Genomic DNA, 12,892 nt, shown 5'->3' on the forward strand with positions numbered 1-12,892 from the left:
CACGCAGAACGTCATCCTCATGGATGATTCGCGACTCTCAGCGAGCCCATAGTGTTGAGGTGATCTTGAAACAAGGGGGTTGCACGTGCACCGCAAAACACTTCGATGGGCCGCACCGGCGGCGGTCGGTCTGGTCTTCGTCTTGGCGGGCTGCACGGCCGCCGACGGCTCCGCCGACAGCGCCGAGAATTCGCCGCTCACCGAGTACTTCTCGGCGTTCTACGGCGGCGAGATGAGCGAGGAAGAACAGCAGGCGCAGTTCGAGAAGCAGAACAAGCAGCGCGAGGAACTCGTCGCGCAGTGCATGCAGGACGAAGGCTTCGAGTACATCCCCGCCCCCTCCACCATGACGTTCAGCTCGGGCACGGAGTGGAAGCCCGAGGATCGCGAGTTCGTGGCCCAGTGGGGTTACGGCGCCGTCAAGTATCCGGATGCGGACGAGCAGCCCGACCCCGAGCAGATGACACCCGACCCCAACGCGGACTACGTGACGGCGCTCTCCGAGTCGGAGCAGGCCGCCTACTACGAGGCGCTGTACGGCCCGAGCCCGAGCGAGGAGGAGATGTCCGAGGACGGGTCCTATGAGTACAACTGGGAGACGGCAGGCTGCAACGGCTGGGCCGACCACGAGATCAACGGCGACGACCCCCTGCAGTCCGACGAGTTCGCCGACCTGATGGACGCCGTCACGAAGTTCTATGAGAACGCGGCGTCACTCCCCGCCATCGCCGACCTCGATCGCGAATGGGCCGCGTGCATGGATGCCGCGGGATACCCGGGGTTCGCCGCGCAAGCGGACGCTCAGAACTCGATCTTCGACGAGCTCAACGGCATGTACGAGAACATGACGGAAGCCGGCCCGGATCAGGCGACGATGGACGACATCCACAAGCGCGAGGTCGACCTGGCTCTCGCCGACCTCGACTGCCGCAAGGAGACCGACTACCGCGCCAAGTACCAGAAGGCGCAGTTCGACGCCGAGGAGCAGTTCATCGCCGATCACAAGACGGAGCTCGAGGCGATGAAGGCGGCGGCTGAGCAGGCTCGCCCGTGAGCGCAGACCACGTGAAGGACGGCACGACCGGGGCCGATGATTCATTCGACGAGCTCATCGGCGACCCCGCTTCGCCGTCGGAATCCGCCGACAGCCCGGATGCCGCGGCATCCGGTGCCCCCGCACCGGCTGCCGGCAGCCGGCTCGCGGTGTGGCGATCGGTCGTCTCACGCAACCGCGTGCTCTGGATCTCCGCGGCGGTCGCCGTCGTCGCGCTCGTCGGGGGGCTGCTCGTCGGCCGGTTCGTCATGGCGCCCGCCTCGGCGGCGGCCGACGACGCTCCGGCCCCCGGTCTCGTCACCGTGCCGGTGGAGTTCGGCCCCCTCAGCAACGACGTCACCATCCGTGGCGAGGTGGGGTTCGCCGACCCCGTCGAGGTGAAGATCGACACGTCCGCGATCTCGGGGCCGGCGGTCGTCACCGGCCAGGTTCCGGCACTCGGAGCCGAGCTGACTCAGCTCTCGGTCGCGCTCGAGGTGGCGGGGCGTCCCGTCATCGTGCTTCCCGGCGAGCTCCCGGCGTACCGCACCCTGCGATTCGGCGTGGCGGGCCCCGACGTCGTGCAGTTCAAGGAGGCCATGCGCGCCGTCGGCATCGACGCCGGCGACCCGGGCAACGACGTCTTCGACGAGCAGGCCGCCACCGCGGTCACCGCGCTGTATGCGGCGGTCGGCTACACCGGCCCCGAGTCGGAGGACGACGGCGAGAGCGCGGTGCGTTCGGCGCAGGAGGGCGTTCGATCCGCCGAGCAGGCGCTGTCTGCGGCGCGCGCGGCGCTCGGCGCAGCGGGACGAGACGGCAACGCCATCGCGCGCGCCGACCTCGAGGTCGCGAACGCGCGCGCGGTTCTGCAGGGGGCGCGCGACAACGGCGCCTCGTGGGACGAGATCGTCGCGGCCCAGAACCAGGTCGCGACCGCTGAGCTCGCACGCGAGCAGCTGAACGCCGCGCCCGACACGAGCAGCGAGCGCGCTGCGGTCGACGCCGCGGCGAGCCAGCTCTCGCAGGCGCAGGACGACCTCGCGCGCGCCCGCCAGCAGGCCCTGCCCGCCCTCCCCGCCGGTGAAGTGCTCTATCTGACCGAGCTGCCCCGCCGCGTCGACGCGGTGACGGCCGAGCGCGGCAGCATCCTCTCCGGCGCGGCGATGACCGTGTCGGGGGCGACGGTGGCGTTGACCGGCTCAGCGGCGGAGGCGGACGCCAAGCTGGTCGCGGTCGGCTCGACCGCAAGCTTCGCCTTGCCCGACGGGGCCGAGCACGCCGCCACCGTCACCGCGGTGGAGCCGGGCACGGGCGGCGAGAGCCGGTGGAAGGTGAGTCTCGAGCCGGCAGAGCTGACACCCGAGCAGATCTCGCAGCTTCAGGGCACGAACGTGCGAGTCACGATCGCCGTCGGAGCGACGGCGGGCGACGTGCTGAGCGTTCCTGCGGCGGCGCTGACGGCGGGCCCGGGCGGCGAGACGCGCGTCGAGGTCGTCGACGGCGACCCGCGCGACCCCGATGCCCGCACCCGGCTGGTCGTCGTCGAGACCGGGCTGTCGGCCGGTGGCGCCGTCGAGGTGCGTGCCACCGAGGGCGAGCTGGCAGAGGACGATCTCGTCGTGGTCGGGCGATGACGGACGCGCCAGTCCTCACCTCGGACCGCTCGACGGCGCCGGACGAGACCGCCGGCGTCATCCGATCGGATGAAAAACCGCCGGTGATCGAGCTGCGTGACGTGACGAGATCCTTTCCCGGACCTCCCGAGGTGCAGGCCCTGAAGGGGATCAACCTGACGGTCTCCGACGGCGAGTACGTGTCGATCGTCGGCCCGAGCGGGTCGGGCAAGTCGACGATGCTCAACATCCTGGGGCTGCTCGATCGGCCGACCGTGGGCGAGTACCGCCTCGCGGGTGAGCTGACGGGCGGCTACACCGAGGACGAGCGGGCGGCCGTGCGCGCTCGGCGGCTCGGCTTCGTGTTCCAGGCTTTCCATCTGATGCCGCGGCGGACCGTGCTCGAGAACGTCATGCTGCCGATGCTCTACAGCGGAACCCCGCGCGCGGAGCGCACCGAACGGGCACGCGCCGCGCTCGAGCGCGTCGGTCTCGGGCACCGCGTCGACTTTCGCCCCGGGCTCCTGTCGGGCGGCGAGCGCCAGCGCGTGGCGGTGGCGCGTGCCGTCGTCACGCAGCCGCGGGTGATCCTCGCCGACGAGCCGACCGGCAACCTCGACCAGACCACGACGGCAGACATCATGGCACTGTTCGAAGAGCTGAACGCGGGCGGGCTGACGTTCGTCGTGATCACTCACGACCAGGGCGTGGCCGACCGTGCGGCGCGACGTATCCGCATCGCAGACGGCCGGATGAGCGAGCTGAGCTGATGTCGGGATTCTGGAACAAGATCCGGGCGCGGCGGTCTCGCCGCCCGTCTGATGCCGCGGCCACGACGACCGCGGTCGCCGAGGCGCGCCAGGTTCCGCGAGCCGACCGGTTCGGCTTCGGCGACCTCGTGCTCGAGGCGACGACCGACATCGGCTCACGCCCCGGCCGCCTCGTGATGACCGTCATGGGAACAGTGCTCGGCATCGGCGCGCTCGTGGCGACCGTCGGCTTCGCGCAGACAGCCGCCGGGCAGATCGCCCGCCAGTTCGACGCGGCTGCTGCGACGCACCTGAGCATCGGCCCGGCCGAAGCGCAGGCTCGGGGCGGACAGCGCGTCGCCACGGCGTCGCTGCCGTGGGACGCGCCGGCGCGACTCGAGAACCTCGCGGGCGTCGAGTCCGCCGCGGTCCTGGCCCCCGTCACGCTCCGCGAGAACTCGATCACCGCGGTGCCCATCAACGATCCCTCCATCGCGGCCGCCGCTCCCCCGGCGCTCTTCGCCGCGTCGGGCGAGATCCTCGACACCCTGGGCGGGCACATCGTCACGGGCAGGTCGTTCGACGAGGGGCACGACATGCGCGGCGACCGCGTGGCGATGCTCGGCGCCCGCGCAGCGGAGCGTCTCGCGATCAACCGTGTCGACACGCAGCCGTCGGTGTTCATCGGCGGGGTGGCCTACGCCGTCGTCGGAATCTTCGACGAGCTCGACCGCCGCGCCGAGGTCGTCGATGCCGTCGTGATCCCCACGGGTGCCGCGCGGCAGGACTTCCAGCTCGCCTCGCCCGGCGACGCGATCGCGCGCATCGTGGTCGGGACCGGTCCGCAGCTGCGCGAGCAGGCGCCGCTGGCGCTCGCCCCCGACGCTGTCGACACGCTCGAGGTCAGCGCACCTCAGGGGCGCTCCGATCTCGCCCGCGACGTGCAGGGAGATGTCAACGTCGTCTTCCTCATCCTCGGCGTGATCGTCCTGCTGGCGGGAGGGCTCGGGATCGCGAACGTCACGACCCTGTCGGTTCTCGAGCGCACCGGCGAGATCGGCCTCCGTCGCGCGCTCGGGTCCACCGGGAGGCAGATCGCCGGCCAGTTCGTCGTCGAGTCGATCGTCATCGGATTGCTCGGCGGCCTGATCGGGTCGGCCCTCGGCGTGTTCGCCGTGCTGGGTGTCTCGATCGTGCAGCAGTGGTCACCGGTGCTCGATCCCTGGGTGGCTCTCGGGGGCACGGTGCTCGGAGCGGTCATCGGGCTCGCGGCCGGCGGCATCCCGGCTCGACGCGCCTCGCGTATCGAACCGGTCGTGGCTCTGCGCGGCAATGCCTGATCGCTCTCGCACATAGCGCGGACGGGGCGCGAGCGCCAGTCCTCTCCGCGGCGGATCGTGCGGGTCTACCGTTACTCGCGGTGGGGACGGGCGAGGACGAGGACGCGGGATGATCGACGGTGTCGCGAACGATGATGCCGTGCTGCCGGGCGCCCTCCTCGCGGGCCGGTATCGGGTGGTCGAGCCGATCGGGTCAGGCGGAATGGCGAGGGTGTTCCTGGCTCGCGACGAAGCCCTCGGCCGTCCGGTCGCGGTCAAAGTCCTGCGGCCCGAGCTGACCGACAGCGCCGCGTCGGACCGGGCGGCGATCGAGACACGGCTGCTCGCCTCCCTCAACCACCCCGGCCTGGTCACGCTGTTCGACGCGCACCTGAACGACGAGCCGCGATTCCTCGTCATGGAGCACGTCGTCGGGATGACGCTGTCGCAGCGCATCGCGGCGGGCGTCCTCGACGACGGCGAGCTGACCGCGCTCGGCTCTCAGCTCGCCGATGCGCTCCATGTGGTCCACGACGCCGGGATCGTGCATCGCGACGTGAAGCCGTCGAATATCCTCCTCGCCCGGTCGACGGTGCCCGGGGTCCCCCTGCGCGCGAAGCTCGCCGACTTCGGCATCGCGCACCTGCTCGACAGCGAGCGCGTCACCTCTCCGAGCCTGCTGATCGGCACGGCCGCCTACATCGCCCCGGAGCTGCTGCACGGGGCGGATCCGGCACCGCCCTCCGACATCTACGCTCTCGGGCTGGTGCTGGTCGAAGCGGCGACGGGCGAGCGTGCGTTCGCCGGGTCGGACGGAAATCGCGGGCAGCTGCTCGCGCGGCTCTCGCGAGACCCCGACTTGCCCATGCTCCTCGACGTCCGCTGGCGCGATCTGCTGTGCGCGATGACGTCGCGGCGGCCGGAGGACCGCCCGACCGCCCTCGAGGTGATGTCGATCTTGAGCCGACGCGCACCCGGTGCGCCCGCCGGTGCAACGCTGGCTCCTGCCGCCGCGGCGGAAGTGAGCGGGCGCGAGGCTCGGGCCGCATCCCGAGCCTCTCAGGCCGATGTCGCGACCGCGACGTGGCCCGTCACCGGCTCGAGGGCGGTCGATGCGACGGCCCTCGACGCGCCGGTCGCGGCGTCCACCGCTCTGCGGGCACGCGACGCGAGTGTGGAATCGGGGACCGAGCCGATGTTCGTGGCTCGGAGCATCCCTGCCGCTGCGGCGCTGGCGCCCGAGCGCCGGACCCGCGCGCGTCGTCGCCGACGTCGGCGGACGGCGATCACCGTCGGCGCCGTCTCGATCGGAGCGATCGGGGTGGTGCTCGCCGCGCACCTGATGCTGGTTCCGCCGCCCACGCCTCCGACGACGGACGTGCCCGTGCCCGCTGTGGTCGAGACCCCCGCAGGCAGCCCGACAGAAGACACCGGCGGCGTCGAGTCACCGCCGGGCGAGGTGACGACGGCGACCGAGACGGTCATCTCGCCGGGCACGGGCGACGTCGCCGACACCACGCCGCCCGCCGCCGATACGACGCCGCCCGAGACCATCCCGGCCGAGACCGTGCCCGTCGCGGTGACGACGGTCGACCCTCCCGCGGGCCCCGCCGAGAACAACGGCTCGGCCCCGGGCTCCAACAGTGGCAACGGGAACGGGCCGGGTTCGAACAGCGGCAACGCACCCTCGTCGCCGCGCTCGGGCAAGCCGGAGAAGCCCGGCGGCTGAGGCTTCAGCGACCGGCGCCGACAGCCAGCTCGGCTCCTGCATGCGCCAGCTCGGCGAGCGCGGCCGCGCTGGACTCCTCGGCGACGCCGGCCACGAGGTCGGTGAGGATCCGCACGCGACGGCCGTGAGCGATCGCGTCGAGCGCCGATGCGCGCACGCAGTAGTCGGTGGCGATGCCGACGATGTCGACATCGACGACGCCGTGACGGGTCAACAGGTCGGCGACGACATCCCCCTCCTCGGTCGTCCCTTCGAAGAGCGAGTATGCGGGCACGCCCTGCCCCTTCTTGACGTGGTGGGTCACGGCAGAGACGTCGAGCTCGGGGTCGTACTCGGCGCCCGCCGTCTCGGCGACGCAGTGCACCGGCCACGTGTCGACGTAGTCGGGCTCGCCGTCGGCGAAGTGGCCGCCGTTGTCATGATCGCCGTGATGCCAGTCGCGCGAGGCGACGATGATCTCGTAGTCGCCGGCGTGCTCGCGGAGGTGACGCGTGATCGCAGCAGCGACCGCGTCACCCCCGGTCACACCGAGCGCTCCGCCCTCGGTGAAGTCGTTCTGGACATCGACGATGAACAGGGCACGGGTCATGCGTCGAGGGTACGCCGCGTGTCCTCGCGCTGCACGTCCCGCTCGCGTCGCCACTGCTTCGACGGCCACCAGATGGCGGGGCCGATGTCGTGAGCGAGCGCCGGCACGAGGAGCGAGCGCACGACGAAGGTGTCGAGCAGCACCCCGAAGGCCACGATGAAGGCGATCTGCGCGAGGAACAGGATCGGGATGACGCCGAGGGCGGCGAACGTCGCGGCGAGCACGAGCCCCGCCGAGGTGATGACGCCTCCTGTTGCCACGAGGCCCCGGGCGATGCCCCGCCGGGTGCCGTGCGCGAGCGTCTCCTCGCGCACGCGCGACATGAGGAAGATGTTGTAGTCGACACCGAGCGCCACGAGGAACACGAAGCCGTACAGCGGAACGGCGGGATCACCCCCGGGGAAGTCGAACACGTGGTTGAACACGAGAGCGCTCACGCCCAGCGCCGTGCCGAACGACAGGATCGTGCTCAGGATCAGCAGCACCGGAGCGAGGATCGAGCGCAGCAGCAGCATCAGGATGAGCAGGATCACGACCAGGATGACCGGGATGATGACGGTCCGGTCGCGGATCGAGGTGTCGTTGGTGTCGACGTCGGTCGCGGTCGTCCCACCCACGAGCACCTCGGGGACCTCGTCGGCGAAGGTGGCCCGCAGATCGCGCACGGTCTGCTCGGCCTCGATCGAGTCGGCCGGGTCGGCCAGCGTCACCGACAGCAGCACGTCGCCCTCCGACACCGTCGGCTCGGGTGCCGGTGCGCCCGGCGGCCCGGCGGCGGCGAAGACCGGCTCGCCGTCCTCGAGCGCCACCGAGACCTGCCCCGTGGGCGAATCCGCTGCGACGGCGGCGACCGAAGAGATGCCGGGATTCGCGTCGAGCACGGCGAGCGCGTCGGCGAGACGGTCCTGCGGAACGATGACGGACGCCGGGCTGCCCGAGCCCGCGGGGAAGTGCTCGGCGAGAGCCGCCTGGCCGTCGCGCGCCTCCGAGGCGCCCAGCACGAGGTCGCTCGAGGGCACGCCGTTCGCGTTGAGCTGCAGGACGCCAGCAGCGCCGACGAGGAGCACGACCGTGCTGGCGATCCAGACCGTCCGGGCGCGGCGTGCGACGAAGCGCGCTTGGCGCGGCCACAGGCCCCGGACCGGTTCGCGCGGATCGTCGGGAAGGTCGATCGCGCCGGTGCGCGGGATGAACGGCCAGAAGGCGGCCCGCCCGAACAGCGCCAGGAGTGCCGGCAGGAAGGTCAGCGCCGAGAGCATCGAGAACGCTATGCCGATGGAGGCGATGGGCCCGAGCGCCTTGTTGCTCGCGAGGTCGCTCAGCAGAAGGCAGAGCAGGCCCGCGATCACGGTGCCGCCCGAGGCGAGGATCGGCTCGACAGCGCCCTTCCAGGCACGGAGCGTCGCGTCCCAGCGGGATGCGCCCGCCCCGATCGCCTCGCGGTAACGAGCCGTGTAGAGCAGGGCGTAGTCGGTCGCCGCGCCGATCACCAGGATGAAGAGGATGCCTTGAACCTGCCCGTTGAGCACGACGACGTCGGCCTTCGCGAGCCACCAGACCGTCAGCAGCGCGACGCACAGCGCGAACACCGAGGTGAGCAGGACCAGGATCGGCAGCAACGGCGAGCGGTAGACCACGACCAGGATGACGAACACGGCCGCGAGCGCGACGATCAGGAGCAGTCCGTCGATGCCGAGGAAGCCCTCCGCGAGATCGGCCGTGAAGCCGGCCGGGCCGGTGACCCACGCCTCGACACCCGCGGGCAGGTCCTGCTGGACGAGCGCACGGATCTCTTCGACGATGTCGCGCACCTCCCCCGATGCGTCGATGGGCACGAAGATCTGTACGGCGAGACCGTCTTCGGACGGGATGGGCGGCGACACCTCGCCGACCCCCTCGAGGTCGCCGATCGCGGTCACGAGCTCGCCGAGTGCGGCGAGCTGTGTCTCGTCGAGCGGATCGGAGGCCGCGGCCACCACGACCGCCGGGATCTCATCGCCGCCGGTGAAGTCGGTCAGCCGCTCGCTGACCTTCGTCGCGTCGGCGCTGGCGGGAAGGAACGAGGACTGATCGTTCGTCGCCACCTCGCTGACGCGACCGAAGTACGGTCCGCCCACCGACCCGCCGACGAGCCAGACGAGCACGAGCAGGGCGGGGATGCCGATGCGCAGCCAGCGCGGGACATTTCGTTCGCTCTTCACGTAGGTAGCTTATCTAGCTATATTCGGATGCGCCAGTCCCCGGCCACCGCTCGCGGCCCCCCTCAGCCGCGGGCGAAGAGGACGATCCAGGATGCGACGAGCGCGACGACGCCCACCGCGAGGAATCCCGACGACAGGCCGACCAGCAGGCGATGCGCGGGCGGTCGCCGGGTCAACCGCATCCTCCCCCGCCATCCGTGTCGATACCAGATGTCTGCCCGGTCGCGGCCCGCGAGGAGCGTCACCGTGTGGTCGTCGACCCGCGCGCTGTTCGCTTCACCCTCGTCGTCGTACCAGCGCACCCAGGTGCCGTCGGGCTCGTGGTCCACGAGCCCATCTGCCCGAAGCCAGGTGCCGTCGGCGGCCCACAGCACGACGAGCGCGACCGCGAAGACGGCGGCGCCGCCGAACCCCGCCCAGCTGAGGATCTCGAGCACCGCGTCGAGGGTCGTGTTCACGCGCACCGCCGACTCGGGACGCGGGTCGCTCGGGTCATGCACTCAGTATGGTTCACGCCGGGCGCGGACTCACGACGGACGCAGGAGCACCGCCAGCGAGGCGAGCGTTCGCTCGAGCTCGATCGAGGGCTCGAGGAGCCACTGGATCTGCAGACCATCGGATGCCGCGATGAGCAGGGCCGCCAGCTGCTCGGCCGGCACGTCGTCACGAACGGTTCCCGCGCGCTGCTCCGAACGCAGGCGCTCGGTCAGCTCGCCGCGGATGCGCTCGAACCGGGCCGTGAAGAACCGCTTGCCGTGCTCGCTCCCCGCCTCGAGCGCGCCGGCGACGAGGATCGAATACAGCTCGACGAGACCCGGGACCTCGAGATTGTCGACCGCCGCGCGCGTCATCACGCCGACAGCCGTCTCGGGCGGAACCGGATTGCGCCGGCCGCGCTGCGTCTCAGCGTGCTCGTAGACCGCGACGAGCAGCTGCTCGCGCGACTCGAAGTAGTGCAGCAGCGCGGCGTGGGAGACCCCGATGGCCTCGGCGATGCGCCGCAGCGAGGTTCCCTGCAGGCCACGCTCCTGGAAGACCTCGATCGCGCGGTCGAGGATCTCCTGACGTCGCGCCACACCCTTGGCATAGGCGCCGGGGCGCCCCATCTTCGCGCGATCGTCGTTGCTCACACCGCGACTGTAACAAAAAACCTCCACCTGGATGTATTACGTGTTAGCGTGACGTCGTGCCACCACAGGCACCCCGCACGATGACGTACGAAAGAAGGTCGACTGTGACTCAGGTCCAGGCATCCGTCCAGCTCTATTCGCTTGCGAAGGAGTTCTCCGCCGACATGTCCGGCTCGCTGGCGAAGCTCGCCGAGATCGGGTTCGCACACGTCGAGGCGTTCGACTTCGTCTCGCGCCCGACCGAGATCCGCGCGGCCCTGGATGCCGCCGGTCTCACCTCCCCCACCGGCCACGCTCCCCTGCTGACCGACGAGCTCTGGACGCCCGACGGCTCGATCCCCACGCCCGCACCCGAGGTCGTCTACGAGGCCGCGGCCACGATCGGGATGAAGACGGTCATCGACCCGTTCGTCGCCCCCGACCGCTGGCTCACCGAGGACGGCGTCGCCGACATCGCCGAGCGCCTCAACGCGCAGGCCGAGATCGCCGCCGGGTTCGGTCTGAGCGTCGGCTACCACAACCACGCGCAGGAGTTCGTCGCGTCGTTCGACGGTCAGAGCGCGTACGAGCGCTTCGTCGCGCTCCTCGACGAGCGGGTCACGCTCGAGCTCGACCTCTTCTGGGCCCTCACCGGCGGCCAGGACGTGCCCGCCCTGGTGACGAGCCTCGGCGACCGGCTCATCGCCGCCCACGTCAAGGATGGCGTCGTGCCGGCATCCAACCCCTGGGCCCCGGGCGCCGAGCAGTTCGGCTCGGACAGCCTCGACCAGCGCCACGCCGGCACGGGCGACGTCCCCCTCGCGGAGTCGCTGCGCGCAGCCACCGCTCTGAAGTACGCCGTCGTCGAGTACGACAAGGCACCCGGTGACGTCTTCGCCGACGTCGCGGCCAGCCTGGCGTTCCTCCGCGAGAACGGTGTCAGCGCATGACCGGGCCCGTCGGAGTCGGTTTCGTCGGCGTCGGTGTCATCAGCGACACCTACCTCGAGAACCTGGGTTCCTTCCCCGATGTCCGCGTCGTCATCCTCGGCGACCTCGACGTCGACCGCGCGAAGGCTCAGGCCGAGAAGCACGGCGTCGCCGAATGGGGCACGACCGATGACGTCCTCGCACACCCCGACGTCGACGTCGTCGTCAACCTGACGATCCCCGCCGTCCACGTCGACATCTCCTCGCGCGCGATCGCGGCGGGCAAGCACGTCTGGACCGAGAAGCCGCTCGGACTCGACCGCGAGAGCACGGCGGAGCTCCTGCGCCAGGCGGATGCCGCGGGCCTGCGCATCGGCTCGGCACCCGACACGCTCCTCGGCCCCGGCTTCCAGACCGCGAAGCGGGCGATCCAGAGCGGCGTCATCGGCGAGCCCATGTTCGCGTCGACGACGTTCCAGACCGTCGGTCCCGACCTCTGGCACCCGAGCCCCGCGTTCCTCTTCGCCCAGGGCGCCGGGCCGCTGCTCGACATGGGTCCGTACTACTTCAGCGGTCTCGTGAGCCTCTTCGGGTCGGTCGACCGGGTCGCCGCCGTCGGGCGCAAGAAGCTCGCGGAGCGCACCATCCAGGCCGGGCCCAACGCGGGCACCGTCTTCCCCGTCGAGGTGCCCACCACGATGCAGGTCATCACCGCCTTCGAGGCGGGCCAGCAGGCGGCGAGCCTGCTGAGCTTCGACTCTGCCCTCGAACGCCACGGCGTGTTCGAGGTGCACGGCACCGAGGGCTCCATCGTGCTCCCCGACCCCAACCAGTTCGAAGGACGCATCGCCTACGTCAAGGCGCGGACGTCGATCTCGGACGGCAACTGGGGCGAGCAGGAGTGGATCGAGATCGAGCAGGAGGGCAAGCTCACGGGCCGCGGCCTGGGCCTGCTCGACATGGTCCGGGCGATCGCCGAGGACCGGCCCCACGTCGCCACCGGCGAGCTCGGCTACCACGTGCTCGACGTCATGCTCTCGGCGCAGGAATCGGCGGCCTCGGGTGAGTTCGTGAAGGTCGCGAGCACCGTGGCGCCCGTGCCCACCGTGCCGGTCGACTTCGACCCGTTCGTCGCGACGCTGTAAGCCGCGCGGCGGCCCGTCCAGCGGGAACGCGAAAGGCCCGGACTCTTCGGAGTCCGGGCCTTTCGTTGTGGAGCCGCCTAAGGGAATCGAACCCCATTCCCCGCCGCGGTACGACGCAACGCCGCGATATCGCGGGGTGTCAGAGGGGGTCTCTGAGGTCCGAGAGGGCGGTCGAGGGCGGGTGAGTGTGGGCAAATTGTGGGCAAGTGGGCACGCGTGACGCTCACCGACGACACGCGTTCGCGAGGAGTTGCGCATGTACCCATATAGGCGTTACGTTCTCTATATGAACACCACTCAGGCCGGAGAGGGGATGACTGGAATGCGACCTGATGAGAGAAGATGCTGAGGGGTCGACGATGACCCCGCCAACGGCAATACGGATCCCCAGCTCTGGGCAAGAGCCGCGATGACTTCCGTCGCAGACGTGCGACGACGAATGACCCCCTCCCCCGGGAACGGTGAAGGGGGTT

11 protein-coding genes are annotated in these 12,892 nt (G+C 70.7%); 7 read left to right on the plus strand and 4 right to left on the minus strand.

Going from position 1 to position 12,892, the window contains the following annotated elements; all coding sequences use genetic code 11:
- Positions 1–85: 85 nt before the first annotated feature.
- From CI089_RS01125 to CI089_RS16320, 5 genes are all read left to right on the plus strand, one after another.
- Entirely contained in the window at positions 86–1,054 is a 969-nt protein-coding gene (locus tag CI089_RS01125) for a hypothetical protein (RefSeq protein ID WP_094259887.1), read from the plus strand.
- A complete protein-coding gene (locus CI089_RS01130) occupies positions 1,051–2,670 on the plus strand; it encodes a hypothetical protein (protein ID WP_256977349.1) in 1,620 nt (539 codons plus the stop codon). The genes CI089_RS01125 and CI089_RS01130 overlap by 4 nt, the downstream gene beginning before the upstream one ends.
- Positions 2,667–3,419: an ABC transporter ATP-binding protein gene (locus CI089_RS01135; RefSeq protein ID WP_094259888.1), complete on the plus strand. Its 753-nt coding sequence runs from the start codon at positions 2,667–2,669 to the stop codon at positions 3,417–3,419. Before CI089_RS01130 ends, CI089_RS01135 begins: the two co-directional genes overlap by 4 nt.
- A complete protein-coding gene (locus CI089_RS01140) occupies positions 3,419–4,738 on the plus strand; it encodes an ABC transporter permease (protein ID WP_094259889.1) in 1,320 nt (439 codons plus the stop codon). Before CI089_RS01135 ends, CI089_RS01140 begins: the two co-directional genes overlap by 1 nt.
- A 109-nt stretch (positions 4,739–4,847) precedes the next feature.
- The gene (locus CI089_RS16320) at positions 4,848–6,446 is read left to right on the plus strand and encodes a serine/threonine-protein kinase (protein WP_094259890.1); all 1,599 of its coding nucleotides are present in this window, start codon (positions 4,848–4,850) and stop codon (positions 6,444–6,446) included.
- A gap of 4 nt (positions 6,447–6,450) precedes the next feature.
- Here CI089_RS16320 and CI089_RS01150 read toward each other — a convergent pair whose 3' ends face one another.
- The 4 genes from CI089_RS01150 to CI089_RS01165 form a co-directional block, all read right to left on the minus strand.
- Entirely contained in the window at positions 6,451–7,035 is a 585-nt protein-coding gene (locus CI089_RS01150) for an isochorismatase family protein (RefSeq protein WP_094259891.1), read from the minus strand.
- Complete coding sequence (locus CI089_RS01155) at positions 7,032–9,236, minus strand: MMPL family transporter (RefSeq protein ID WP_256977351.1); 2,205 nt, start codon at positions 9,234–9,236, stop codon at positions 7,032–7,034. Before CI089_RS01155 ends, CI089_RS01150 begins: the two co-directional genes overlap by 4 nt.
- A 62-nt stretch (positions 9,237–9,298) precedes the next feature.
- Complete coding sequence (locus CI089_RS01160; protein WP_256977353.1) at positions 9,299–9,736, minus strand: hypothetical protein; 438 nt, start codon at positions 9,734–9,736, stop codon at positions 9,299–9,301.
- Positions 9,737–9,763: 27 nt separating this feature from the next.
- A complete protein-coding gene (locus tag CI089_RS01165; RefSeq protein ID WP_094261186.1) occupies positions 9,764–10,342 on the minus strand; it encodes a TetR/AcrR family transcriptional regulator in 579 nt (192 codons plus the stop codon).
- Between the two features lie 188 nt (positions 10,343–10,530).
- Here CI089_RS01165 and CI089_RS01170 point away from each other — a divergent pair, with 188 nt between their 5' ends.
- Complete coding sequence (locus CI089_RS01170; RefSeq protein WP_179223283.1) at positions 10,531–11,295, plus strand: sugar phosphate isomerase/epimerase family protein; 765 nt, start codon at positions 10,531–10,533, stop codon at positions 11,293–11,295.
- On the plus strand, positions 11,292–12,419 hold the full coding sequence (locus CI089_RS01175) for a Gfo/Idh/MocA family protein (protein WP_094259893.1): 1,128 nt from the start codon (positions 11,292–11,294) through the stop codon (positions 12,417–12,419). Before CI089_RS01170 ends, CI089_RS01175 begins: the two co-directional genes overlap by 4 nt.
- Positions 12,420–12,892: the final 473 nt, after the last annotated feature.

Source organism: Microbacterium sp. Yaish 1 (assembly GCF_002245215.1).
Taxonomy (GTDB): domain Bacteria; phylum Actinomycetota; class Actinomycetes; order Actinomycetales; family Microbacteriaceae; genus Microbacterium.

Excerpts from the sequence above, each read along its gene's own strand:
- CI089_RS01135 (WP_094259888.1), top strand. The coding sequence starts at position 2,667 with ATGACGGACGCGCCAGTCCTCACCTCGGACCGCTCGACGGCGCCGGAC.
- CI089_RS01140 (WP_094259889.1), top strand. The coding sequence starts at position 3,419 with ATGTCGGGATTCTGGAACAAGATCCGGGCGCGGCGGTCTCGCCGCCCG.
- CI089_RS16320 (WP_094259890.1), top strand. The coding sequence starts at position 4,848 with ATGATCGACGGTGTCGCGAACGATGATGCCGTGCTGCCGGGCGCCCTC.
- CI089_RS01150 (WP_094259891.1), bottom strand. The coding sequence starts at position 7,035 with ATGACCCGTGCCCTGTTCATCGTCGATGTCCAGAACGACTTCACCGAG.
- CI089_RS01165 (WP_094261186.1), bottom strand. The coding sequence starts at position 10,342 with ATGGGGCGCCCCGGCGCCTATGCCAAGGGTGTGGCGCGACGTCAGGAG.
- CI089_RS01170 (WP_179223283.1), top strand. The coding sequence starts at position 10,531 with ATGTCCGGCTCGCTGGCGAAGCTCGCCGAGATCGGGTTCGCACACGTC.
- CI089_RS01175 (WP_094259893.1), top strand. The coding sequence starts at position 11,292 with ATGACCGGGCCCGTCGGAGTCGGTTTCGTCGGCGTCGGTGTCATCAGC.